Below are 25,436 nucleotides of genomic sequence, written 5' to 3'. Positions count from 1 at the left end.
TCAGATTCCTTGTTCGCTGAGCCACAGATTCAGAGCCGCCAGCTGCCACAGCTTGGAGCCGCGCAGCGGGGTCAACTGGCCTTGTGGGTCGGTCAGCAATTTGTCGAGCATGGCAGGGTTGAACAGACCGCGATCCTGGCTCGGATCGAGCAGCAGTTCGCGCACCCAGTTCAGGGTTTCGCCTTGCAGGTGCTTGAGGCCGGGCACCGGGAAGTAACCCTTCTTGCGGTCGATCACCTCGCTCGGGATGACCAGCCGCGCGGCTTCTTTCAACACCTGCTTGCCACCGTCCGGGAGTTTGAATTTGCCGGGAATACGGGCCGACAATTCCACCAGGCGATAGTCGAGAAACGGTGTGCGCGCTTCCAGGCCCCAGGCCATGGTCATGTTGTCGACGCGTTTGACCGGGTCGTCCACCAGCATCACCGTGCTGTCCAGACGCAGGGCCTTGTCGACTGCCGCATCGGCTCCGGGTTGTGTGAAATGTTCCTTCACGAAGTAGCCGGCAGCGTCATTGGCGGTCAGCCACTTCGGCTGCACCGTGGCGGCGTAATCGTCGTAGCTGCGGTCGAAAAACGCTTCGCGATAGGCCGCGTACGGATCGGCTGCACCGTCCACTTGCGGATACCAGTGATAGCCGGCGAACAACTCGTCGGCACCCTGGCCGCTCTGTACCACTTTGCAGTGCTTGGCCACTTCACGGGACAGCAGATAGAAGGCGATGCAGTCGTGGCTGACCATCGGCTCGCTCATGGCGCGGAACGCGACGGGCAGTTGCTCGATGATCTCTTTTTCGTCGATACGAAGTTGGTGGTGCTGGGTGCCGTAATGTTTGGCGATCAGATCGGAGTACTGAAACTCATCACCGCGTTCGCCACCGGCATCCTGGAAACCGATGGAAAAAGTCGACAGATCTTCCACGCCGACTTCGCGCAGCAGACCCACCAGCATGCTCGAATCGACACCGCCGGAAAGCAATACGCCGACATCCACTGCCGCACGTTGGCGGATCGCTACGGCTTCGCGAGTGCTGTCGAGTACGCGGTCACGCCAGTCTTCCAGGGTCAGATTCTTCTCGTCGTCGTGTGGGCCGTAGGGCAGGGTCCACCAGGTTTTCTGCTCGGTGGTGCCGTCCGCTTCAATGCGCATCCAGGTTGCTGGCGGCAGCTTTTCGATGCCGGCCAGCAAGGTGCGCGGCGCAGGCACCACGGCGTGGAAATTCAGGTAATGGTTGAGCGCCACCGGATCGAGGATCGGGTTGATGTCGCCGCCCTTGAGCAGTGCCGGCAGGGCTGACGCAAAACGCAGGCGCTGGCCGGTGCGCGACAGGTACAGCGGCTTCACACCGAGGCGGTCGCGGGCAATGAACAGGCGCTGGGCATCGCGCTCCCAGATGGCAAAGGCAAACATGCCGTTGAGTTTCGGCAGCAGCGCTTCGCCCCAGGCGTGATAACCCTTGAGCAGCACTTCGGTGTCGCCGCCCGAGTAGAACGCATAACCGAGCGCCTCGAGTTCGGCACGCAGTTCCGGGAAGTTGTAGATCGCGCCATTGAAGGCCAGGGAGAGGCCCAGTTGACTGTCGATCATCGGCTGCGCCGAGCCGTCCGACAGGTCCATGATTTTCAGGCGTCGATGGCCCAGGGCAATCGGTCCCTGGGCATGGAAGCCCCACGCGTCGGGGCCGCGAGGGGCCAGGTGATGGGTGATTCGCTCTATGGCTGCAAGGTCTGCAGGTTGTTGATCAAAGCGTAACTCGCCAGCTAATCCGCACATAAAATCCTTACCGGTTTTTCCGTTGGGGAGGGTGTTGCTGAACCGCGCCGAAATGGCCGGTACCCAGAAACTGACCCGGCACGGATGTGGGAGTTTTAGAACGATCAGTTATAAGCGTGTCGACCTTACCTGTTGCATTGTGCCCACTGACTGATTGTGCTCGGGTTCATTTGCCACGAATCAGACGGCGCAGGGCAAACCGGTTGGGATGACAGGCTTCGGCCACGCTGCGAGGCAGAGGCAGCGGTTCGTTATCGAGCCACGCGGCCAGCAACTCGCCAGACAGTGGCGCGGTGATCAATCCGCGTGAACCATGACCGCTGTTGACGTATAGACCGTCCAGCCATGGGCAAGGAATGTCCGGCACTTGCCGGGCATCCTTGCTCAAGGCGCGATAAGCGTCGGTGAACGCTTCGTGATCGGCGAGCGGGCCGACAATCGGCAGGTAGTCGGGACTGGTGCAACGGAAGGCGGCGCGACCCTCGAGGCGGTCGGTGTCGGGTTCGCTGATGTGCAGGCGTGCGACCAGATCCGTGGAGATTTCTTCGAGCATCGCCAGATTGCCCAGGTGTTCGGCGGTGGTCGGGGTCAGGTCGTCGTTGTTGAAATCGAAACTGGCGCCGAGGGTGTGCTCGCCCAAGCGTGCCGGTGCGACATAACCTTCGGCGCACACCACGGTGGCCAGCGCCTGGCTTTGTGTAGTCTCTGCCAGTCGGGTGATTTGTCCGCGGATCCGTTTGAGGGGCAGGTCGGCACTCTGGGGGAAACGCTTGATCTCGGCGGCACCCGCCAACACCATGACAGGTGCTGTTGCGATCAATCGACCACCGTCGAATGCCTGCCACTGGCCGTCGACCTTGCGCAGTTCCACGGCTTCCTGATGGGTGAGCAGCGTGACCCCCGGTTGTGCGGATTGCGCCTGACACAATGCCGGCGGATGCACCCAGCCGCCCTCGGGATAGTACAAACCGCCATGGGCCAGACCGACCCCGGCACGGGCCTGCGCTTCGGGTTGATCAAGCCATTGAAGAAGGTCTTCCGCAAACGCGGCCGCCAGTTGCGCCTGACGTTCGCGCTCCTTTTCATTGAACGCCAATTGCAGCACGCCGCAGTCGTCCCAGTCGGTACCCCGTTGCAGGGTTTCCAACAGGCGGCGGGTGTAGCCGAAACCGCTGACGATCAACTGCGAAAGTGCTGTGCCGTGGGCCGACAGTTTCAGATACAGCACGCCTTGAGGATTGCCCGAGGCTTCCCGGGCCACCGCGTCATGTCGCTCCAGCAGACTGACCTGCCAGCCCCGCGCCGCGAGGCTGGCCGCCGTGGCGCAACCGGCCAGACCGGCGCCGATCACCAGTGCACGATGCTCTCCCGTGACAGGAGCAGGGCGGGCGAACCACGGTTTTACTGCCGCCGGTAGCGGAACATCCTCAGGCCAGCCAAGAAATTCGCCACGCAGAATTTCCCACTTGTGGCCGATGCCCGGGGTGCGCTTCATCTTGAAGCCAGCAGCGTTGAGCAGGCGTCGTACCCAACCGGTGCTGGTAAAAGTGCTGATGGTCGAACCGGGCGCCGCCAATCGCGCCAGTTCGGCGAACAGTTCGGCGGTCCACATCTCCGGGTTTTTCGCCGGCGCGAAACCGTCGAGAAACCAGGCGTCGATCTGGCCGTCCAGTTGCGGCAACTGTTCCAGCGCATCACCGATCAGCAGCGTCAGAGTGACTCGGCCGTTATCCAGAACAATGCGTTGGAAACCCTGATGGATCGCCACGTAATGCTTGAGCAACCGATCGGAGAATTGCTTCAGGTCGGGCCACAACGAGAGGGCTCGCTGTAGATCAGCAGGGCTCAACGGAAACTTTTCGACACTGACGAAATGCAGCCGCGCACCGGCCACCGCATGCTGTTCGAACAACTGCCAGGCGCAGAGAAAATTCAGCCCGGTGCCGAAGCCGGTTTCACCGATCACCAGTCGCCCACCCGCCGGCAGCGCGGCAAAACGCTCGGCCAGACGGTTTTGTTCGAGGAACACGTAGCGGGTTTCATCCAGCCCCGACTGGTCGGAAAAATACACATCGTCGAACACTCGCGAACGCGGGCGTCCCTGGTCATCCCAGTCGATTTGGGCGTGGGGCATTACAGGTTTCATGGCAGGCTCGGCAACGACAAGGCGGCCATTCTAGCCGATCACGCAGGCGGCGCTTGATCCATGGCAAGCCTGGCTGAAGATCACTCAAGGACAATCCGCCGCCAACGGGAATTTCTGTGCCGCGCCAGAGCCCAATCCGCTAGTCTTGCTGAATCCTGGAAGGAGCCGTCCCTATGTTCGAATCCGCTGAAATCGGTCACGCCATCGACAAAGACACCTACGACGCCGCCGTGCCCGCCCTGCGTGAAGCGTTGCTGGAAGCCCAGTTCGAGTTGCAGCAGCAAAAGCGTTTTCCGGTGATCATTTTGATCAACGGCATCGAAGGCGCCGGCAAGGGCGAGACGGTGAAATTGCTCAACGAGTGGATGGATCCGCGTCTGATCGAAGTGCGTACTTTCGACCAGCAGACCGATGAAGAGCTGGCGCGGCCACCGGCCTGGCGTTACTGGCGGATGCTGCCGGCCAAGGGGCGGATGGGGATTTTCTTTGGCAACTGGTACAGCCAGATGCTGCAGGGCAGGGTCCACGGCTTGTTCAAGGATCCGCGACTGGATCAGGCCATCGCCGGGGCCGAACGCCTGGAAAAGATGCTGTGCGACGAAGGTGCGCTGATCTTCAAGTTCTGGTTTCACCTGTCCAAGAAGCAAATGAAGGCGCGGCTCAAGGCGCTGGCCGACGACCCGCTGCACAGCTGGCGGATCAGCCCGCTGGACTGGCAGCAATCGCAAACCTACGACAAGTTCGTCAAATACGGCGAGCGAGTCTTGCGCCGAACCAGCCGCGACTATGCGCCGTGGCATGTCATCGAGGGGGTGGACGCGCACTTTCGCAGCCTGACAGTGGGCAAGATCCTGCTCGAAGGATTGCAGAATGCCCTCAAGCGCCCGGATGTGCACCCGCACGCGGTCAATGTCCAGCCGCTGGCGACGTCCGTGGATCATTTGAACCTGCTCGACAGTCTTGACCTGAGCCAGAGCCTGGACAAAAAAGATTACGAGGAACAACTGATCACCGAGCAGGCGCGACTGTCCGGCCTGATGCGTGACAAACGCATGCGCCGTCATGCGCTGGTGGCGGTATTCGAAGGCAACGATGCGGCGGGCAAGGGCGGGGCGATCCGTCGGGTGGCGGCGGCGCTCGATCCGCGTCAGTACAACATCGTGCCGATTGCCGCGCCGACCGAAGAGGAGCGGGCACAGCCTTACCTGTGGCGTTTCTGGCGACACATTCCGGCCCGAGGCAAGTTCACCGTGTTCGATCGCTCCTGGTACGGCCGGGTGCTGGTGGAGCGGATCGAGGGCTTTTGCAGCACTGCTGACTGGATGCGTGCCTACGGTGAAATCAACGACTTCGAAGAGCAACTTGCCGATGCCGGAGTGATCGTGGTCAAGTTCTGGCTGGCCATCGACAAGGACACGCAGATGGAGCGCTTCCAGGCGCGTGAAGAAATCCCCTTCAAGCGTTTCAAGATCACCGAGGACGACTGGCGCAACCGCGACAAGTGGGACGCCTATCGTGCCGCCGTGGGCGACATGGTCGACCGCACCAGCACCGAAATCTCCCCCTGGACCCTGGTTGAGGCCAACGACAAGCGCTGGGCCCGGGTCAAGGTCTTGCGCACGATCAACCGTGCGCTGGAAGAAGCTTTCGAGAAGTCCGACAAACGAGCCAAGAAGCACAAGGACTGAACCGATGGGCACGCATACGCGAGGTGAATGATTGTCGCGGTCGGCGATTGAGTGGACATATGCTCGGTCCACTCTCAACTGACGTAACAATGAGGTATGCCATGCGTGAAGTGGTGATCGTCGACAGCGTGCGGACCGGCCTGGCCAAGTCCTTTCGCGGCAAGTTCAACCAGACCCGCCCCGATGACATGGCGGCCCATTGTGTAAACGCCTTGCTGTCGCGCAACGACGTCGACCCGGCCAGCGTCGAGGATTGCATCGTCGGCGCCGGCTCCAACGAAGGTGCCCAGGGCTACAACATCGGCCGTAACGTGGCGGTGCTTTCGCAACTGGGCACCGGCACGGCGGGCATGACCCTCAACCGTTTCTGTTCGTCGGGCTTGCAGGCGATTGCGATTGCTGCCAACCAGATCGCATCGGGTTGCAGCGACATCATCGTCGCCGGCGGCGTCGAGTCGATCAGCCTGACCCTGAAAAGCGTCAACACCGATCACCTGATCAACCCGTTGCTCAAGCAGCAGACGCCAGGCATCTACTACACCATGGGCCAGACCGCCGAAGTGGTGGCGCGCCGTTATGGCGTGAGTCGCGAGGCGCAGGATCGTTACTCGCTGCAAAGTCAGATCCGTACTGCTCAGGCGCAGGCAGCCGGCCTGTTCAACGATGAAATCGTGCCGATGGCGGTGAAGTACCGCGTTGAAGACAAGAACAGCGGTGAAGTGCAGATCCTCGACGGCATCGTTGATCGCGATGACTGCAACCGTCCGGATACCACCTATGAAAGCCTCGCCGGACTGAAACCGGTGTTCGCCGAGGATGGTTCGGTAACGGCAGGCAACTCGTCGCAGTTGTCCGATGGCGCCTCGATGACGCTGGTGATGAGCCTGGAAAAAGCCCTGCAACTGGGACTCAAGCCAAAGGCGTTTTTCCGTGGTTTCACCGTTGCCGGTTGCGAGCCGGACGAGATGGGCATCGGCCCGGTGTTTTCGGTGCCGAAGCTGCTCAAGGCCAAAGGTTTGCAGGTGGCGGACATCGACCTGTGGGAATTGAACGAAGCGTTCGCCTCGCAGTGCCTGTACGCCCGTGATCGTCTGGAAATCGATAACGAGAAGTACAACGTCAACGGTGGCTCGATTTCCATCGGCCATCCGTTCGGCATGACCGGTTCGCGGCAAGTCGGGCATCTGGTGCGCGAGTTGCAGCGACGTAATCTGCGCTACGGGATTGTGACCATGTGCGTGGGTGGCGGAATGGGCGCGACCGGGTTGTTTGAAGCGGTGCGCTAAGACCGGCTGCCGGAATCCAGCAATTGCATCCGCGCGATGTACGCGCGGATTGCCTGCTCGGCTTTCTCGGGGTTGTCGAACGGCCCTTCGAGGGTGTTCTCCCGGGTGCTGAAAAACAGTTCGCCATTGACCCGGCACACCCGGTCGCTGCGAAAGTGCGTGGCGGGGGCGGTGTCCTGGGCGCGCATTCCGAACATGATCGATCTCCTTGAGTGCTGCGCTGGATGGCATCCAAAGAGCTTATGCCTGAACCACTTGCAGCGCTTCATGAACCGATCAACGGCAGCACGTCAATTTAATGCTGCGACCTGCACAGTTTCATTTGCGGCTTGAGCGCAACTGTCCCTGTGTCGCGCTTGCCGCTGCGCCTAGAATGAGCGCTCCTGTCATTGGCTTTCGGGGTTCTCATGCACGTTTCGTCTGGTCGCTGGGTGTACGGCATGTTCCTGGCCTTGTTGACCGCGTTTCTGTGGGGAATCCTGCCGATCAAGCTCAAACAGGTGCTGCAGGTGATGGACCCGATCACGGTGACCTGGTTTCGCCTGCTGGTGTCCGGTGGTTGCCTGTTCATTTATCTGGCGGCCACAAAGCGCTTGCCGAGTCGCAAGGTGCTCGGGCCGAAGGGCGGCTGGCTGGTGCTGATGGCGGTGCTCGGGCTGGTGGGCAACTACGTGCTGTACCTGATGGGCCTGAACCTGCTGAGCCCAGGCACCGCGCAACTGGTGGTGCAGATGGGTCCGATCATGTTGCTGATCGCCAGTCTGTTTGTGTTCAAGGAACGCTTCAGTATCGGTCAGGGCATCGGCCTGGCGGTGCTGTTGATCGGGTTCGCGTTGTTCTTCAATCAGCGTCTCGCGGAATTGTTCACCTCTTTGTCTGACTATACCGCCGGCGTGTTACTGGTGTTGCTGGCCTCGACCGTCTGGACTTTTTACGCGCTGGGGCAGAAGCAACTGCTGACAGTGTGGAATTCGCTGCAGGTGATGATGGTGATCTACCTGTTCTGCGCCTTGTTGCTGACGCCTTGGGTCCATCCGCTGGAGGCGCTGGAGTTGAGCCCGTTGCAGGGCTGGCTGCTGCTGGCGTGCTGCATGAACACCCTGATCGCCTATGGCGCGTTTGCCGAGGCGCTGGCGCATTGGGAAGCTTCGCGGGTCAGCGCGACGCTTGCGATCACGCCATTGGTTACGTTCGCAGCGGTAGCGGTGGCGGCCGGGGTGTGGCCTGAGTATGTGCACGCCGAGCAGATCAATCTGCTGGCGTATGGCGGGGCGGTGCTGGTGGTGCTGGGTTCGGCGCTGGTGGCACTGGGGCCATCGCTGATTGCCGGACTCAAGGCCCGGCGGGCGAAACTGTTGGTCGGATGATCCTTCCCGCGCCGGGCACGGGAAGGATCGGGATGACTCAGCCCTTGGCCCCGGCCTCGATCATGTTCTCCGGCCGTACCCAGGCATCGAACTCCTCATCGGTCAGATAGCCCAGCTCCAGCGCTGCCTCGCGCAGGGTTTTCCCTTCGCTGTAGGCCTTCTTGGCGATTTCCGCCGATTTGTCGTAGCCGATGTGCGGGTTCAGCGCCGTCACCAGCATCAGGCCACGTTCCAGGTGGTGCGCCATGACTTCGGCATCCGGCTCAAGCCCGGCGATGCAGTGCTGCTGGAAGTTGCTGCAGCCATCGGCGAGCAGGCGGATCGATTGCAGCAGGTTGTGGATGATCACCGGTTTGAACACGTTCAACTGCAGATGACCCTGACTGGCGGCGAAACCGATCGCCACGTCGTTGCCCAGCACCTGGCAGGCCAGCATCGACAGCGCTTCGCACTGGGTCGGGTTGACCTTGCCGGGCATGATCGAACTGCCTGGTTCGTTCGCCGGCAATTTCACTTCGGCAAAACCTGCGCGGGGCCCGGAGCCCAGCAGGCGCAGGTCGTTGGCGATTTTCATCAGCGCCACGGCGAGGGTTTTCAGTGCGCCGGACAGCGTGGTCAGTGGCTCATGGCCGGCGAGGGCGGCGAACTTGTTCGGGGCGGTGACGAACGGCAGACCGGAAAGTGCAGCCAGCTCGGCGGCAATCGCTTCACCAAAACCGTGGGGCGAGTTGAGCCCGGTGCCGACAGCGGTGCCGCCCTGGGCCAGTTCGCACACCGCCGGCAACGCTGAGCGAATCGCCCGTTCGGCGTAATCCAGCTGCGCTATGAAGCCGGAGATCTCCTGACCGAAGGTGATCGGCGTGGCGTCCATCATGTGGGTGCGACCGGTTTTCACCAGTTTCATGTGCCGTGCCGACAGCTCGGCCAGGCCACCCGACAGCTCGGCGATGGCCGGCAGCAGTTGGGTTTGCACAGCCTGCGCAGTGGCGATGCTCATGGCGGTGGGGAAGCAGTCGTTGGAACTCTGCGAGCGGTTGACGTGATCGTTCGGGTGCACCGGCGTCTTGCCACCGCGCGGATTGCCGGCCAGTTCGTTGGCGCGGCCGGCGATTACTTCGTTGGCGTTCATGTTGCTCTGCGTGCCGCTGCCGGTCTGCCAGACTACCAGCGGGAACTGGTCGTCGTGCTGGCCGTCGAGCACTTCGTCGGCGGCCTGTTCGATCAGGCGGGCGATGTCGGCGGGCAGGTCACCGTTGCGGTCGTTGACCCGGGCCGCGGCTTTCTTGATCAGGGCCAGGGCGTGCAAGACCGGCAATGGCATGCGTTCCTGACCGATGGCGAAGTTGATCAGCGAGCGTTGCGTCTGAGCGCCCCAGTAAGCGTCGTCCGGGACTTCGATCTGGCCCAGGCTGTCGGTTTCGATACGGCTCATCGTGCACACTCCTGTTGGTCTGTTTGCGCAGTTTAGGCCGGTGTCGGCCCGGGTGGTTCCCTCCGGTCGATTGTTGACCGGCAAATCCCCGCCAATCAAGCGCGGCAAGGCCCGGGGGTTGAGCCGCAGCGTTATTCAGGCGCAGAATGGTTGCCCTTGGGGTTTTACCTCGCCTAGCTGAAAAGGAAACTCGATGACTCGTCTTCGTGCCATCTGCACCGCGGTTGCCCTGGTTTGCGCCAGCGGCCAGGTGCTTGCCGATACCGCCAGCCACAACGCCAGTGCCGAAGCTTTCCTGACCCTGGCGCACGCTGACAAGCTGGGCACTCCGGTGTACATGCAAGTGCAGCAGATGTTTGCCCAGCGTTTTGAACAGACCAAGGCTCCGGAATCCAAGAAAGCCGTACTGGATACCTACCAGGCCAAGGCCAACGCCGCCCTGGACCAGGCCATTGGCTGGAACAAGCTGAAGCCGGACATGATCAAGCTCTACACCAGCACCTTCAGTGAGCAGGAACTCAAAGACCTGGTCGCGTTCTACCAGTCGCCCCTGGGCAAGAAAGTCCTGGAAAAAATGCCGCAGCTGACCCAGCAATCGGCCCAGATGACCCAGGCTAAACTGGAACCCGCCGTTCCTGTGGTCAACAAGCTGCTGGACGACATGACCAACGAGCTGGCACCGAAAGGCGCGGCTCCGGCGAAGAAGAAGTAAGCGGAGTTCGTGATGACCATGCAACAACGCATCGAATCGACGCTGGCGCTGCTTCAGCCTGAGCATCTGCAGGTGCTGGACGAGAGCCACATGCATAGTCGCGGGTTGCAGACCCACTTTAAGGCAGTGGTGGTCAGCGCGCAGTTCGAAGGCCTGAACCGGGTCAAGCGCCACCAGAAAGTCTACGGCACGCTCGGCGAGCTGATGGGCGAATTCCATGCGTTGGCGCTGCACACCTACACCCCGCAGGAATGGGCAGAAGTGGGCGCCGCTCCGGCGTCGCCGACCTGTGCCGGCGGGAGCAAGCATTGAGCCTTGCAGCAATGAACTGAGGTTTTTTGCTAGAATCCGCAACGCGCCGCTGACCCGGCGCGTTTTTTTTCGCATCCGGTTCACCCTTTACGAGGGTAGCCACCTGGAGAAACACCCATGACACAACCGATTGTCGTGGCGGCACTGTACAAGTTCGTCACCCTTGAAGATTACGTCAACCTGCGCGAGCCCCTGCTGCAAGCGATGGTCGACAACGGCATCAAAGGCACTCTGCTGATTGCCGAAGAAGGCATCAACGGCACGGTTTCCGGCAGCCGTGAAGGTATCGACGGCCTGCTGGCCTGGCTGCGCAACGATCCGCGCATGGTCGACATCGACCACAAGGAATCTTACTGCGACGAACAACCGTTCTACCGGACCAAGGTCAAGCTCAAGAAAGAGATCGTGACCCTGGGGGTCGAAGGCGTCGATCCGAACAAGAAGGTCGGGACCTACGTCGATCCAAAGGACTGGAATGCGCTGATCAGTGATCCGGAAGTGTTGTTGATCGACACCCGCAACGACTACGAAGTGTCGATCGGCACCTTTGAAGGCGCCATTGATCCGAAAACCACCAGTTTTCGCGAATTCCCCGACTACATCAAAGAACACTTCGATCCGGCCGTGCACAAGAAGGTCGCGATGTTCTGCACCGGTGGCATCCGCTGCGAGAAGGCGTCGAGCTACATGCTGGGCGAAGGCTTCGAAGAGGTTTACCACCTCAAGGGCGGTATTCTGAAGTACCTCGAAGAGGTGCCGCAGGAAGAAACCAAATGGCAGGGCGACTGCTTCGTGTTCGACAACCGCGTGACCGTGCGCCATGACCTGAGCGAAGGCGACTACGATCAGTGCCATGCCTGCCGCACCCCGGTCAGCGTCGAGGATCGGGCCTCCGAGCATTACGTGGCCGGCATCAGTTGCCCGCATTGCTGGAACAGCCTGAGCGAGAAGACCCGCCGCAGCGCCATCGACCGGCAAAAGCAGATCGAACTGGCAAAAGCGCGCAACATGCCGCACCCGATCGGCTACAACTATAAGCAAGCATCCTCCGAGGCTTAATCATGTCTGCACGCCTGCTCTATGTGATGGATCCGATGTGTTCCTGGTGCTGGGGATTTGCCCCGGTAGCCAAGGCATTGGTGGAGCAGGCGCAGGCAGCCGGGGTGGAACTGCACCTGGTGGTTGGCGGGTTGCGCACTGGCAGCGGTGCGGCGCTGGAGCCGACGACCCGACGCTATATCCTCGAGCACTGGCAGGCAGTCGCCGAAGCCACCGGCCAGCCGTTCAAGTTCGAAGGTGCGTTGCCCGAAGGTTTTGTCTATGACACCGAGCCTGCTTGCCGGGCCATTGTCACCGCGCGCAGCCTGGCGCCGGATTGCGCCTGGAAACTGGTCGGGTTGATCCAGCACGCGTTTTACGCTGAAGGCCGCGATGTCACCCAGGCCAGCGTTCTGGTGGAGCTGGCAGAGAAGGCCGGCGTCCCGCGCATCGAATTTGCTGCCCTGTTTGATCATGCCGATCAACACAAGGCGACCCAGGCGGATTTCAGTTGGGTGCAGGATCTGGGTATCGCCGGATTCCCGACCCTGCTCGCCGAACGCAATGGCCAACTGGCGTTGCTGACCAACGGCTATCAGCCGCTCAGTGAACTGTCGCCGTTGCTTGGTCGATGGCTGGAGCGCGCCGCCTGTGTCTGACCCGGCCTATGACACGCCAGCCGTCAAGCGTGTCGACCGGCTGAGCTGGGCTGAAGTCCGGCGTCTGGCACTTCATCACAAAAAATCCCTGTGGATCGCCAACGGTGTGGCCGTACTGGCAACGCTGTGCAGCGTGCCGATTCCGTTACTGTTGCCGTTGCTGGTGGACGAAGTCCTGCTCGGCCACGGCGATGCCGCGCTGAAAGTCATGAACCATGTGCTGCCCTCGATGTGGCAACAAGCGGCGGGCTACATCGGCCTGATGCTGGTGGTGACGCTGACTCTGCGCTGTAGCGCCCTGTGTTTTGGCGTGTTGCAGGCGCGGTTGTTTGCGCGGCTGGCCAAGGACATCGTTTATCGAATTCGCGTGCGCTTGATCGAAAGACTCAAGCGTATTTCCCTCGGCGAATACGAAAGCCTGGGCAGTGGCACGGTCACCACGCACCTGGTCACTGACCTCGACACCCTCGACAAGTTTGTCGGCGAAACCCTAAGCCGTTTCCTGGTGGCGATGCTGACGCTGGTGGGCACCGCCAGCATCCTGATGTGGATGCACTGGAAGCTGGCGTTGCTGATTCTGTTGTTCAACCCGTTGGTGATCTACGCCACGGTGCAATTGGGCAAACGGGTCAAACACCTGAAAAAACTGGAGAACGACAGCACCTCGCGCTTCACCCAGGCGCTGAGCGAAACCCTCGATGCAATCCAGGAAGTGCGTGCCGGCAACCGTCAGGGCTTCTTCCTCGGAAGGCTCGGTCTGCGGGCTCAGGAAGTGCGCAACTACGCGGTCAATTCGCAGTGGAAGACCGACGCCTCGAACCGTGCCAGTGGTCTGCTGTTCCAGTTCGGCATCGACATTTTCCGCGCGGCGGCCATGTTGACGGTGTTGTTCTCTGACCTGTCGATTGGCCAGATGCTCGCGGTGTTCAGCTACCTGTGGTTCATGATCGGCCCGGTCGAACAACTGCTGAACCTGCAATACGCCTACTACGCGGCAGGGGGTGCGCTGTCGCGGATCAACGAATTGCTGGCGCGCGCCGACGAACCGCAATACCCCGGTGGCGTCGACCCGTTCAAGGGCCGCGATACCGTCGGGATTCAGGTGCAGGGTCTGAGCTTTGGTTACGGCGACGAACTGGTGCTGGATCAGTTGAACCTGTCCATCGCCCCCGGCGAGAAAGTGGCAATTGTCGGCGCCAGCGGCGGTGGCAAAAGTACCCTCGTGCAATTGCTGCTGGGCCTGTACACGCCACTGGCCGGGACGATCCGTTTCGGCGGATCGACCCAGCAGGAAATCGGCCTGGAAACGGTTCGGGAAAATGTCGCGGTGGTGCTGCAGCATCCGGCGCTGTTCAACGACACCGTACGCGCCAACTTGACCATGGGCCGTACCCGCAGCGACGAAGCCTGCTGGCAGGCGCTGGAAATCGCCCAGCTCGAGGCCACCATCCGCGCCTTGCCGGACGGCCTGGACAGCATTGTCGGCCGCTCCGGCGTGCGCCTGTCGGGTGGTCAGCGGCAACGTCTGGCGATTGCGCGGATGATCCTCGCCGAGCCGAAAGTGGTGATCCTCGACGAGGCGACGTCAGCCCTCGACGCCGCCACCGAATACAACTTGCACCAGGCCATGGCGCGCTTCCTCCACGGCCGTACAACATTGATCATCGCCCACCGCTTGTCGGCGGTGAAGCAAGCGGATCGGGTGCTGGTGTTTGATGGCGGGCAAGTGGCCGAGGATGGCGACCATCAGCAATTGATTGCCGATGGCGGGTTGTACGCCAAGCTGTATGGGCATTTACAGCGGTTGTAGGTTATTTCCACAGCACCTGTAGTGCGTCTGCTTCGCCTCTGTGACCAAACTCTTTCATGACCAATGAGCACGACTCGCAGGGTGGCATCGTGGTAGCGACGTCCACCGATTTCAGCTCAAGTGGATCCGTGTATTTCTCGCGAATCACGCGTATCAACTTGCTTTCGCTGTCCAGGGAGGTTGGTCGGGTAGCCAGTGCCGGTGTGTAGGTATCGATGTTCTTGATGGTCAGTGGGACTGCAACCAAGCGCCCTTTATCAGTCAACTCCAGGTTCGTCTTGGCAACAGTCAGGTTGAAGTCGACGTTGACGTAAGTCGTGTCGCCGATCTTTACATGATTGGCACCCAGGTGCCGAAACAGGGGCAGGTGTTTGGTTGTGCCATGAGCGCCGGAAACACTGACGTAAACTTCCCGCACGCCATTCGCGGCGATGACTTCGGCATAGGCAATGTTCCGGGCATTGTCTGTGCGGTCGAATCGGCTCAGCAGGCGTTGAAGTTTCTGCATTGTTTCATCGATGCGCAGCGCCGCATCGGCCACGGGTGGCTTGATCGTCGGTGAAAGAAACAGGGTGTCGAAAATTTCTGCCGTTCGTTGCCGCAAAGCTTCCGGGGCGTCCTTGCTCCGTGCCCACGTGGTCGCACCTTCGGCGCGCTTGGCGATGATCATTCGCGTCGAGTGGTCGAACATCAGCGCTTCACTTGGGCTGGTATCTACTTTCAGCCACTTCATGCCGGCAGGCGGGTTGGCATGAGTGCCCAGAGGTATGGCGATGTCATCCATGGTTTTCAGGGCGCGCTCGACCTCCGGTATCGAATTGATCCGGGCCGTGTTGTTGGCATTAAGCGATCCGGTGTAAACCGTCTTCAGTTCATCGGCCAGTTCGATCGGTAAGGTTTGTGCCTTGCGTAAAACCAGAGGATCGGAAAGGACCTGCCCTGGCAAGCGCTCGGTGACGTAGAAGTCTCCGGCGTTCAGGCGGGTGAATACATAGTGCTTCGAGTCATCTTTCGCTGGAACGATGATCGCGCCGACTTCAAGCGTATCGAACTTTTTTGAACGCTCGTAGGGTAGGCGAACCTTGATGCGCGCATAGATTCCCTTTTGAAACTCCAATGATGCGTTGAGTTGCTTGTAGGTCTTGATGGCGCTGGTCAGTAATGGCTGAGATGAGATGGCCGGTGTGTAAATGGTATCGCCGAACCATTGCGCCCATCCCTTGCTTGTATCCTGGCTGTTCGGGGGAGGCGTCGGCGCTGGAGTCCGGGAGACATAACTCGTTTTGCAGACATCGCTACCCGGTGCACGCCGCACCCGGCAAGGAATGGGTTTGAACACCGTTTTTTGATCGATCAGGTCAGCGCGGCGCAGTTGATCGCCGTCCAGACGATAGGGAATGCCATCGATCAGCAGGGTGGTGCGCCCGTCGATTTCGAGCATTTCGCGGATGCTGGCCTGCTCGGGGACTTCAGCGCTCGCGTGAAGTTTGCCGGGGGGCAGCGTGTTGAAGGTGGATCGACCTTGCGTGAATTGCTTTCGATGGTTGAGCAGGCGTGGACCATAGGGCAGTGATGTGACGGGATCGACAAGGTGGAATTGCTTCAGGTTCGATGAGCTCGTGTTGCGTACCAACACATCATCGATCCCTTTGACGGATGCCAGTCGATCGCCAGCGGCCAATGGTTTCCATTGCCCTGGATTGATCGTCTGCGGCAAGTTGCTGACCAGTCTGTACTTGTCGGCATTCCCAGACAACTTCCTTATTCCACCCAACGCCAGGTGACCCACCCCAAGCAACCCACGGCCAACTCCGCTCAATGTTGCCTTGAGCAACGTCGGAATGCCGCTCAACGGGTTCAGATTACTCACCGTCGCCGTCAGGAGCTTGCGAGTCAGCGTCGTAAAGGAAGGCAGGCTCGCTTTGACGGCCATGCGCGAGGCAGTGTTCGCGGCTCGAATCAGTCGCACCGTCCCTGAAATGAATTTCCCGATGGGAAAGAGGAATGACGCGAGATCCAGAAGGAGTCCGCCCCCGCCCATGATCTTTTTGGTGACATCGTCCGACAGAAGGTCCTCGATGCTGCCCCAGAACGGTACGAATCCTTTGACGATGGTCAGAAATGTATTCAGGCGTTGTTCGCTTCTGGCCCTCAAGGTGTCAAAGATCGTCATGCCGCGGGCCTGGGTGCGCAAATGCTTTTCATCGACATAGAGATAATTCTCCGCGATGCACTGAGCCACTGCATTGAGACGAGAGGATGTCAGAGTCACTGGTTCGCCGGATGGCCCGACGGCAGGCATTTGACCCATCGTATCGAGAAAGCCAATGTAGTACTGCTGCTCGAGGGGCGCCTTGCCATGCAAGTGGGCAGACCAGTCGAGGAGAAGGGTTGTGGCCAGATTCCGTTCGGGAGAATAGGTTTGTCCGGGAATCGAGGCGTGGAGGGGAAACTCGGTGCGCACGCCATTGACAGTCGAAGATCGCAGACCGACTCGGCGACGAATGACGGCAGCACTCGGGATGAGTTCGTAATAGCTGATTTCATCATCGCAGGTCGCTTGTAGAACGAAGCCTTTTCTCGCCCGGACATTATCTGGCTTGCCTTCTTTTTTGAGGATCTGACGCAACCCCAATACCTTGATGGCTCCTCGCTCCAGTGCCCGACGCTCAATCGATGGCAATGACGCCAAGAGGCTCAGGATCAAGGTCTGATAGGCCGATCTGATGGTTGCCAGATGATTCTTTAAGTCGGCGTCGAACACCGCATTGACATCCGGCAGCTTCTGGCCGGAATGGTTGAGATTGATTCCGCCGGAAAAAATCTGCCGGTAAATGCCGTGGACTTTGCGCTCCGAGTGAAAATCCCGGTGTTCGTCGATTCTGAAGGTATCGAAGGTTTGCGTTTTTCCGTCTGGCTCAGTGAAGAACCAGCGTTTGCCATCATCAAACTGCCCATCGGCATAAAGGTCCAGAAACCCATACCCTTCCCGTTTCAGTGACGGCATGTCTCTGAAACTGAGGGACGCCGGTGAATCATCCCGTAGAAGTTTGCGCCCGTCTGATTCCAATACATGGCTGCCCAGTGCATCGTGTTTCATGCGCTTGGCCATCTGCAGCCTGTCGGGAGGGCGCAGTTCCAGCGATTGCACGGCCTTGTTCAGGTTTTCGCTCTGGTTCTCCAGTGCCGTCAATGCTCGTTCGATTTCCTCCTGGCTGTAGTCGGATGACGCTCGCGACTGGACAATGCCCATACAGATTGCCCACTCAAGTGCCGGGCCCAGTCTCAGCCGCGCCATTTTTTCAAGCTCTGCGGTGGAGGCGTTGGCGCTAAGTTCCAGAGGCAGATTGACGAGCTGTTGAAAGGAAAGCGGTTGCGGTCGATCGAGGCCGAGTTCGTCAGCCAGCAGCACGCCCTGCATGAAATTGACCCACACCACCGAACTCTTGTAGCGAAGATCGGGCGGGACATCAGGTACCTGGAAGTCTTTTGATAGCTGCGTCTGGTAAATGTGTGCCAGCACGATGGACTCATTGGTGTTGGCGACCCGTTTGGTCCGCAGCAAATGTTGTGCGAAATCGTTGCGAAGGGTCTGGTAGCTTTTGCCCCAGTGCGATGGATCCTGCCAGCGGAAACCGGCGAGCTCCTGATATTCATCGGCTGATGGTGCATGCAGGTAAAGACCGATGGCTTTGCACAGCAGTTGGTTGCGTATTGAAGCGGATGTCTGTTCGCCGGTGCGTGCACCGTACCACTTGAGAGTCTTCAGCAATCGATTGGCCAGATCCTGTGACGGTACCGAGTCCAGAATCTGCTTAAGAAATACTGAAGGTGTTGCGCGCACCTCTTCGGCGGAAGCGGGAAACAGCACCTCGGCACCCAGGCGGCCGATCAGCATGGGGCTGCCGGACATGAAGCTTTTAACGGTGGCGGTCATTTGCGCGTTGATGAGTTTGGCCTTGTAAGCTTTCAGGGTATCGGAGGGTGCGGCACCGGGTGTGGCACGTCGCAGGGCATTGAACCGTTTTTGATCCTTGGCGGTGGCTTGCACAAAGCCTTCTATATTCGGGCCGCTATCAAGTCCCAATGCTAGCCGGGCACGAAGTTCCCTCGCGGCTGAGGTCTCGGCTGTATCGGTAGTCGTCTCTGTCATGTCGCACTCCTTGGCGCGGGATCCTGTTACGCAAATGGGAGTGCGCAGTAAAGCGATCCGGAGCTTCGGGTTGGCGGTACATATCTACGCTTGGCGCTTGTGCTGTATTGAGGCTGATCCGCCGCTTGCCGGAACCGGTAACGCCTCCTAGTCTTGGGGGGATGCTCGAAAAGAGAAGGACGATCAGGCAGTGCTCATGCAAGGAATCCCATGAAGCAAAAGCGGACTCTCGGAACGCCTCGGTTGTTGGGCATCGTCTGGCCATTCATTGCCGTCGTGTTGTTTCAGGCGTTGCTGGGGGGCGTGAGTCTTTACGTCTTGTCGGCCGTTCGGGGCTATGTGGCGGGCGAGAGCCTATGGTCCAAGGGGCAGAAAGATGCCATCTACTACCTGAATCTGTACGCCGACAGCCGCGACGAGGCGATCTACCTCAAATACAAGAATGCGATTGCGGTGCCTCAGGGCGGTCATCAGTTGCGTCTGGCACTGGACAAGCAACCGCCCGATCTGCAGGCGGCGCGCGAGGGCATCCTCAAGGGCGGCAACCACCCGGACGATGTCTCCAGCCTGATCTGGCTCTACCTGAACTTCCGTCACTTCAGTTATCTGGAAACCGCCATCGACCGCTGGACGCTGGGTGATGCCTACTTGGTGGAGCTCGATGACGTGGCTCAGGAGATGCACCGGCGCATCACGGCCGACGAGGCAAGTGATGCCGACATCCGGCGCTGGAAAGACCGGATCTTTGCGATCAACGATGGTGTGACCCCCGCAGCCAAGGCCTTCAGCGACGCGTTGGGCGAGGGCTCGCGGATGATCCTGCGCCTGCTGCTGTTCACCAACCTCGCCACGGCGCTGGGCCTGATCGTGCTGGCGCTGTTGCGCACCCGTAAATTGCTCAAGCAGCGGCATGCCTTTGCCGAGGCCCTGCAACTGGAAAAGGACCGGGCCCATATCACCCTGCAATCGATTGGCGACGGGGTCATCACCACGGATGTGAGCGGTGCGATCGAATACATGAACCCGGCAGCCGAGGCCTTGACCCACTGGAAGGCTGAACAGGCTGCGGGCCTGCCGCTGGCGGCGTTGTTCAATTTGTTGGATGACAACGCCCAGGCCGAAGGGCTGACCCTGATCGAACATATTCTCAGCGGCCAATTGAGCGGTGGCAGCGAGCACTCGAAGCTGATTCAGCGACTTGATGGCAGTACCGTTTCGGTGACCCTGGTCGGGGCTCCAATCCGCAATGCCGGCAAGGTCAGCGGGACGGTTTTGGTGCTGCACGACATGACCCAGGAGCGGCAATACATCGCCAATCTATCGTGGCAGGCGACCCATGATGCGCTGACTGGGCTGGCCAACCGCCGCGAGTTCGAATACCGCCTCGAACAGGCTCTGCACAATCTGACCCGGCAACCGGGGCGACATGCGCTGATGTTCCTCGATCTCGATCAGTTCAAACTGGTCAACGACACCTGCGGGCATGCGGCGGGCGATGAGTTGCTGCGGCACATCTGCGCATTGCTGCAATCAGGCCTGCGCGAGGGCGACACGCTGGCGCGGCTGGGGGGCGACGAGTTCGGCATTTTGCTGGAGAACTGCGCACCGGAGGCGGCCGAGAAGATCGCCGAGGGGCTGCGTCAGACGGTGCAGAACCTGCATTTCGTCTGGAAGGGGCGGCCGTTCCTGACCACCGTCAGCATTGGTCTGGTGCATGTCGCGCAAACCCCGACCACCCTCGAAGCCTCGCTGCGGGCGGCCGACATGGCCTGCTACATGGCCAAGGAAAAGGGTCGCAACCGGGTGCAGGTCTACCATGCCGACGACTCGGAGCTATCCCTGCGTTTCGGTGAGATGGCCTGGGTGCAGCGCCTGCACATGGCTCTGGAGGAAAACCGCTTCTGTCTCTATGCCCAGGAAATCGCCCCGCTGGGTTCGGTTGCCGATGGTAAGGGCGGGCACATCGAAATCTTGTTGCGCCTGCATGACGAGGCGGGTCGGATGATTCTGCCAGACAGTTTCATACCGGCGGCCGAGCGTTACGGTTTGATGACATCGCTGGATCGCTGGGTTGTGCAGAATGTATTTAAGGTTATTGCTCAATGTATTAACGAAGAGTGCGAAGGCCCTCTCGCAATGTGTGCGATTAATCTTTCAGGCATTACTATCGGAGATGACGCGTTCTTGCACTTTCTGCGGGAACAGTTTGATAACTATTCCGTTCCGCCTGAAATGATTTGTTTTGAAATTACAGAAACCAGCGCCATTGCAAATCTTGGCAGTGCCATCCGATTTATTAATGAACTCAAAGGGTTGGGTTGTTACTTCTCGCTGGATGACTTTTGCGCCGGAATGTCTTCATTCGCTTATTTGAAACATTTGCCTGTAGACTTCCTGAAGATCGACGGGAGTTTCGTAAAGGATATGCTGGACGACCCGATTAACCGCGCTATGGTCGAAGTGATCAATCACATCGGGCATGTCATGGGTAAGCAGACAATTGCCGAGTTTGTCGAAACAGCCCAGATCGAGCAGGCATTGCTTGAAATCGGCGTCGATTACGCTCAGGGTTATGTCATCGAACGCCCGCAATTGTTTACCTGCGACAGTTTGCAAAGTCGGCCCGCCAGACCGCAGCCGCTGTTGTTCAAGGCGCCTGGCACGTTCCGTTGAAGTCTCTTGCCGATCCTCACAATCACAAATCAAAAGGAGCCGAACAGTGATCGACACATTCAACCGAACCGGACCACTCATGGAAGCTGCAAGTTATCCTGCCTGGGCACAACAGTTGATTCAGGATTGCAGCGAGAGCAAACGCCGGGTTGTCGAACATGAACTTTACCTGCGCATGCGTGATAACAAGCTCAGCGCCAAGACCATGCGACAGTACCTGATCGGGGGCTGGCCCGTCGTTGAGCAGTTCGCGTTGTACATGGCGCAGAATCTCACCAAGACCAAGTTCGCCCGTCACCCGGGTGAAGACATGGCGCGGCGCTGGTTGATGCGCAACATCCGCGTCGAACTCAACCATGCCGATTACTGGGTAAACTGGAGTCGGGCCCACGGCGTGAGCCTGGAAGACCTGCAGGCCCAGCAAGTGCCGCCGGAATTGCACGCGCTGAGTCACTGGTGCTGGCACACCAGTTCGGCCGATTCGCTGATCGTAGCCATCGCCGCCACCAACTATGCGATTGAGGGCGCGACCGGGGAGTGGTCGGCGCTGGTCTGCTCGACAGGTGTGTACGCCGCCGCTTTCCCTGAAGAAGACCGAAAGCGGGCGATGAAGTGGCTGAAGATGCATGCCCAGTACGATGATGCCCACCCGTGGGAAGCACTGGAAATTATCTGCACCCTGGCCGGGATGAACCCGAGTCGGTCTTTGCAGACGGAGCTGCGCCAGGCCGTGTGCAAGAGCTATGACTACATGTACCTGTTCCTCGAGCGCTGCATGCAACTGGAACTTGCTGAGCGAGTGACAGTTGGGCGCGAGCGACGAGCGCTGGTCGAGAGCTAGTTCGACGACACCCATAAAAAACGGGAGCGCATGCTCCCGTTTTTATTTGCTCGAAGAAGGGTCAGCCAGCCATTGTCAGGCGGTTGCGCCCCTCACGCTTGGCCACATACAGCGCGCTGTCGGCGCGGCGCAGCAGGCTGTCGGCGGATTCGCCCGGCAGCAGGGTCGAACAGCCGAGGCTTACGGTCAGCTCGATCAACTGGCCATCGGCGTAGTAGTCCTGGGCTTGTGCTGCATACCGCAGGCGTTCGCCGACCATCGCGGCGGCTTCGCGGCTGGTGTTGGACAGCAGGATCAAGAACTCTTCCCCGCCATAGCGAAACACCATGTCGACGTTGCGCAACTGATCCTTGATCGATGCCGCGACGGCTTTGAGCACCTCGTCGCCGGCGCTGTGGCCATGGCTGTCATTGACTTGTTTGAAGTGGTCGATATCCAGCATCAGCAGCGACAACGGTTGCAGGTGTCGACGCGACATTTCGATTTCCCTCTGCAGGGTCTGCTCCAGGGCGATGCGATTGCCGGCGCCAGTCAGCGGATCGCGCAGGGCGGTTTGCGTCGCGACACGATAGAGCAACGCGTTGCGCATCGGGTACAGCAGGGACGACAGAAGTGACTCCAGATTTCCCAGTTCCTGCTCGCTGAAACGCTGGTTGCGGCGGAACACCAGTTTGCCCATGTGTTCGCCGTCGTGGCTGAGGCTGTAGCTGGCCGAGTGATGACCGCGGGCGCCGAATTCCAGGCGCAAGTCACTGCCGCTGTGCACATAGCTCAAGGCATCGAGCGGCACCAGGCGCTGAACTTCGCGGAAAAACAGACCGAGGATGCGTTGGGGCTCAAGGCTGGTTTGCAGTTGCAGGCTCATTTGCTGGTGCAATTGCGCCAGGCTGACAGGTCGCTCCAGAAGCGGAGGTAGCTGACCAAAGCCCAGGCGTTGCAATTTGGCACTATCGAAGTCAATTGCAGTGGTCTGGGAGGGTGATTTCATATGGCGTGAGCCCCTAAGCAGTAAGTCTGTCTTACAGGCTGGGTGAGAGCGGCTATGGGCTGCGCGTCATACTGATCCATCAGTCCCGTAGGACATTTGACGCAAGTTTAGTCTGCCCGATGACGATTAGTCAGCTATCGAATCAGGCCTTGCCCGACTGCCTTCACTCGGCGTGCTTTAAGGGAATGTAGAGCGAAAGTCGTGCCATTCAGTTCATGTTTTATTAAAACTGTTTTGAATCAATGGCTTGGGTTTTTAGCACGGTAGGGTGTGGTGGTTATTTGACTGAAATGGGTCTGTACAAAGCGGCAAATGCCTGCCGCGACGGGAATCCGCCGCGGCAACAAAAGCGACGTATGGCACTACTGAGCGTTGAACGCTTGGCCATTGATGCCCGTGCTGTCCGGGCCCATCAGGTATAGATAGACCGGCATGATCTCTTCCGGAGTCGGGTTGTTCAGCGGGTTTTCCCCCGGGTAAGCCTGAGCGCGCATGCTGGTGCGAGTGGCGCCCGGGTTGATGCTGTTGGCGCGCACGGGGGCGACGTTTTCGACTTCGTCGGCGAGGGTTTGCATCAGTCCTTCGGTGGCGAACTTGGACACGCCATAAGCGCCCCAGTAAGCACGGCCCTTGCGCCCGACGCTGCTGGAGGTGAATACCACCGAGGCGTCCTGCGACAATTTGAGCAGCGGTAGCAGGGTGCTGGTCAGCATGAACATCGCGTTGACGTTGACTTGCATGACACGCATGAAATTTTCACCGGACAACTGCTCGATCGGCGTGCGCGGGCCAATGATCGAGGCGTTGTGCAGCAGGCCGTCGAGGTGGCCGAACTCGGTCTCGATCATTGCCGCCAGCTCATCGTATTGATGGGGCAGGGCGGTTTCGAGGTTGAACGGGATTACGACCGGCTGCGGATGCCCGGCTGCCTCGATCTCGTCGTAGACCTGGGTCAGGTTGGCTTCGGTCTTGCCCAGCAGCAGCACGGTCGCGCCGTGGGCGGCGTAGGTCTTGGCGGCGGCCGCACCGATGCCGCGACCGGCACCGGTGACCAGAATGACCCGATCCTTGAGCAATTCGGGGCGAGCGGAGTAATCAAACATAAAAACCTCTAATCCATTAACTTCTGATCGTTCCCACGGCCTGCATGGGTGTGCAGTCCGGCACCACTCAGCAACTGCACAGAGCGTTGTCGAGCACCTTGCGCAACTCCAGCGGATGATCCACCACGACGTCCGCGCCCCAATGCCGAGGGTTGTCCTCGGGGTGAATGTAGCCATAGGTCACTGCGGCGGTCTTGGTACCCGCGTCACGGCCGGACTCGATATCGCGCAGATCATCGCCGATAAACAGAACGCTCGACGGATCCAGATCAAGCATCTTGCAGGCAAGGGTCAGCATCTCGGGATCCGGTTTGCTGTTTTTTACGTGATCCGGGCAGATCAGCAAGGCCGAGCGCTCGGCCAGCCCCAACTGTTGCATGATCGGTTCGGCGAAGCGCAGCGGCTTGTTGGTGACCACACCCCAGACCAGATTGGATTTTTCGATATCGGCCAGCAATTCACCCATGCCGTCGAACAGCTTGCTGTGCACGGCGCAGCCCACCAGATAGCGCTCGAGGAACTCAAGACGCAGCTCCTCGAAGCCCGGCGATTCAGGATCCATCGAAAACGTCACTGCGACCATGGCCTTGGCGCCACCGGAGATTTCGTCGCGGATGTGTTTGTCGTTCATCAGCGGCAAACCACGATCCGCGCGCATCGCCTGGCAAATGGCGATGAAGTCCGGCGCGGTGTCGAGCAGGGTACCGTCCATATCAAAAAGGACTGCTCTGATAGCCATCGGCTTATTCCTCGCGCAGGGTCTGGATCATGTAGTTGACGTCAACGTCCGCTGCCAGCTTGTAGTGCTTGGTCAACGGGTTGTAGGTCAGACCGATGATGTCCTTGACAGTGAGGCCGGCCATGCGGCTCCAGGCGCCCAGCTCGGACGGGCGAATGAATTTCTTGAAATCGTGGGTGCCGCGCGGCAGCAGCTTCATGATGTATTCGGCACCGACGATGGCGAACAGGTAAGCCTTCGGGTTGCGGTTGATGGTGGAGAAGAACACCTGGCCGCCGGGTTTGACCATGCGGAAGCAGGCGCGGATCACCGAGGATGGATCCGGTACGTGTTCGAGCATTTCCAGGCAGGTGACGACGTCGAACTGCTCGGGCATTTCTTCGGCCAGGGCTTCGGCGGTGATCTGGCGGTATTCGACGTTCACGCCGGATTCCAGCTGATGCAGTTGTGCGACCGCCAGTGGCGCTTCGCCCATGTCGATGCCGGTCACGGTCGCGCCGCGCTGGGCCATGGCTTCGCTGAGAATGCCGCCGCCGCACCCGACGTCGAGGACCTTCTTGCCGGCCAGGTTGACCCGCTCGTCAATCCAGTTGACCCGCAGTGGGTTGATATCGTGCAGCGGTTTGAACTCGCTTTCGCGGTCCCACCAGCGATGGGCCAGTGCTTCGAATTTGGCGATTTCGGCGTGGTCGACGTTGCTCATGTTTCAATCCTCT

The 25,436-nt window shown here is 59.8% G+C and carries 19 protein-coding genes; 10 read left to right on the top strand and 9 right to left on the bottom strand.

The window, feature by feature from the left end:
- Positions 1-1,773 carry an N-acetylglutaminylglutamine amidotransferase gene (locus tag NH234_RS21760; protein ID WP_367254293.1) on the bottom strand — a complete coding sequence of 591 codons (1,773 nt, stop codon included), beginning with the start codon at positions 1,771-1,773 and terminating at the stop codon, positions 1-3.
- Positions 1,774-1,939: 166 nt separating this feature from the next.
- A complete protein-coding gene (gene mnmC, locus NH234_RS21755) occupies positions 1,940-3,919 on the bottom strand; it encodes a bifunctional tRNA (5-methylaminomethyl-2-thiouridine)(34)-methyltransferase MnmD/FAD-dependent 5-carboxymethylaminomethyl-2-thiouridine(34) oxidoreductase MnmC (protein WP_367254291.1) in 1,980 nt (659 codons plus the stop codon).
- A 173-nt stretch (positions 3,920-4,092) separates the two neighbouring features.
- Here mnmC and pap point away from each other — a divergent pair, with 173 nt between their 5' ends.
- Both pap and NH234_RS21745 read left to right on the top strand, forming a co-directional pair.
- Entirely contained in the window at positions 4,093-5,607 is a 1,515-nt protein-coding gene (pap, locus tag NH234_RS21750) for a polyphosphate:AMP phosphotransferase (protein ID WP_367254290.1), read from the top strand.
- A gap of 101 nt (positions 5,608-5,708) precedes the next feature.
- Positions 5,709-6,893, top strand: a complete 1,185-nt coding sequence (locus NH234_RS21745; RefSeq protein WP_085710837.1) for a thiolase family protein — start codon at positions 5,709-5,711, stop codon at positions 6,891-6,893.
- Here NH234_RS21745 and NH234_RS21740 read toward each other — a convergent pair.
- Positions 6,890-7,090 (bottom strand): DUF6316 family protein, encoded by a 201-nt coding sequence (locus NH234_RS21740; protein WP_085730503.1) that lies wholly within the window; start codon positions 7,088-7,090, stop codon positions 6,890-6,892. The genes NH234_RS21745 and NH234_RS21740 overlap by 4 nt on opposite strands.
- 210 nt (positions 7,091-7,300) lie before the next feature.
- Here NH234_RS21740 and NH234_RS21735 point away from each other — a divergent pair, with 210 nt between their 5' ends.
- Positions 7,301-8,260 carry a DMT family transporter gene (locus tag NH234_RS21735; protein WP_367254288.1) on the top strand — a complete coding sequence of 320 codons (960 nt, stop codon included), beginning with the start codon at positions 7,301-7,303 and terminating at the stop codon, positions 8,258-8,260.
- A gap of 37 nt (positions 8,261-8,297) precedes the next feature.
- Here NH234_RS21735 and NH234_RS21730 read toward each other — a convergent pair whose 3' ends face one another.
- Positions 8,298-9,692, bottom strand: a complete 1,395-nt coding sequence (locus tag NH234_RS21730) for a class II fumarate hydratase (protein ID WP_085730505.1) — start codon at positions 9,690-9,692, stop codon at positions 8,298-8,300.
- A 193-nt stretch (positions 9,693-9,885) separates the two neighbouring features.
- Here NH234_RS21730 and NH234_RS21725 point away from each other — a divergent pair, with 193 nt between their 5' ends.
- From NH234_RS21725 to NH234_RS21705, 5 genes are all read left to right on the top strand, one after another.
- The gene (locus NH234_RS21725; RefSeq protein ID WP_085730506.1) at positions 9,886-10,404 is read left to right on the top strand and encodes a DUF2059 domain-containing protein; all 519 of its coding nucleotides are present in this window, start codon (positions 9,886-9,888) and stop codon (positions 10,402-10,404) included.
- 12 nt (positions 10,405-10,416) lie between these two features.
- Entirely contained in the window at positions 10,417-10,716 is a 300-nt protein-coding gene (locus NH234_RS21720; protein ID WP_065257175.1) for a BolA family transcriptional regulator, read from the top strand.
- Positions 10,717-10,833: 117 nt separating this feature from the next.
- On the top strand, positions 10,834-11,775 hold the full coding sequence (locus NH234_RS21715; protein ID WP_367254287.1) for a rhodanese-related sulfurtransferase: 942 nt from the start codon (positions 10,834-10,836) through the stop codon (positions 11,773-11,775).
- Between the two features lie 35 nt (positions 11,776-11,810).
- Positions 11,811-12,413, top strand: a complete 603-nt coding sequence (locus NH234_RS21710; RefSeq protein WP_170929624.1) for a DsbA family protein — start codon at positions 11,811-11,813, stop codon at positions 12,411-12,413.
- A complete protein-coding gene (locus tag NH234_RS21705; RefSeq protein WP_085730509.1) occupies positions 12,406-14,223 on the top strand; it encodes an ABC transporter ATP-binding protein in 1,818 nt (605 codons plus the stop codon). Before NH234_RS21710 ends, NH234_RS21705 begins: the two co-directional genes overlap by 8 nt.
- A 1-nt stretch (position 14,224) precedes the next feature.
- Here NH234_RS21705 and NH234_RS21700 read toward each other — a convergent pair whose 3' ends face one another.
- Positions 14,225-18,376 carry a hypothetical protein gene (locus tag NH234_RS21700; RefSeq protein WP_367254286.1) on the bottom strand — a complete coding sequence of 1,384 codons (4,152 nt, stop codon included), beginning with the start codon at positions 18,374-18,376 and terminating at the stop codon, positions 14,225-14,227.
- A gap of 210 nt (positions 18,377-18,586) precedes the next feature.
- Here NH234_RS21700 and NH234_RS21695 point away from each other — a divergent pair, with 210 nt between their 5' ends.
- Together NH234_RS21695 and NH234_RS21690 are read left to right on the top strand one after the other, a co-directional pair.
- Complete coding sequence (locus tag NH234_RS21695; protein WP_085730511.1) at positions 18,587-21,049, top strand: EAL domain-containing protein; 2,463 nt, start codon at positions 18,587-18,589, stop codon at positions 21,047-21,049.
- A gap of 46 nt (positions 21,050-21,095) precedes the next feature.
- Complete coding sequence (locus tag NH234_RS21690; protein ID WP_085730512.1) at positions 21,096-21,890, top strand: TenA family transcriptional regulator; 795 nt, start codon at positions 21,096-21,098, stop codon at positions 21,888-21,890.
- 61 nt (positions 21,891-21,951) lie between these two features.
- On the opposite strand, the gene NH234_RS21685 is transcribed toward NH234_RS21690, so the two are convergent.
- The 4 genes from NH234_RS21685 to ubiG all read right to left on the bottom strand — a co-directional run bounded on the left by NH234_RS21685 (position 21,952) and on the right by ubiG (position 25,423).
- On the bottom strand, positions 21,952-22,878 hold the full coding sequence (locus NH234_RS21685) for a GGDEF domain-containing protein (protein ID WP_367254285.1): 927 nt from the start codon (positions 22,876-22,878) through the stop codon (positions 21,952-21,954).
- 362 nt (positions 22,879-23,240) lie between these two features.
- Positions 23,241-23,981 carry a YciK family oxidoreductase gene (locus tag NH234_RS21680; RefSeq protein ID WP_085730514.1) on the bottom strand — a complete coding sequence of 247 codons (741 nt, stop codon included), beginning with the start codon at positions 23,979-23,981 and terminating at the stop codon, positions 23,241-23,243.
- A gap of 67 nt (positions 23,982-24,048) precedes the next feature.
- The gene (gene mupP, locus NH234_RS21675; RefSeq protein WP_085730515.1) at positions 24,049-24,720 is read right to left on the bottom strand and encodes an N-acetylmuramic acid 6-phosphate phosphatase MupP; all 672 of its coding nucleotides are present in this window, start codon (positions 24,718-24,720) and stop codon (positions 24,049-24,051) included.
- 4 nt (positions 24,721-24,724) lie between these two features.
- Positions 24,725-25,423, bottom strand: a complete 699-nt coding sequence (gene ubiG / locus NH234_RS21670; protein ID WP_007950906.1) for a bifunctional 2-polyprenyl-6-hydroxyphenol methylase/3-demethylubiquinol 3-O-methyltransferase UbiG — start codon at positions 25,421-25,423, stop codon at positions 24,725-24,727.
- Positions 25,424-25,436: the final 13 nt, after the last annotated feature.

It is taken from the genome of Pseudomonas sp. stari2 (assembly GCF_040760005.1).
Taxonomy (GTDB): domain Bacteria; phylum Pseudomonadota; class Gammaproteobacteria; order Pseudomonadales; family Pseudomonadaceae; genus Aquipseudomonas.
The sequence above is the reverse complement of the archived record's forward strand: the minus strand, read 5'-3'. Positions and strand labels throughout refer to the sequence as shown.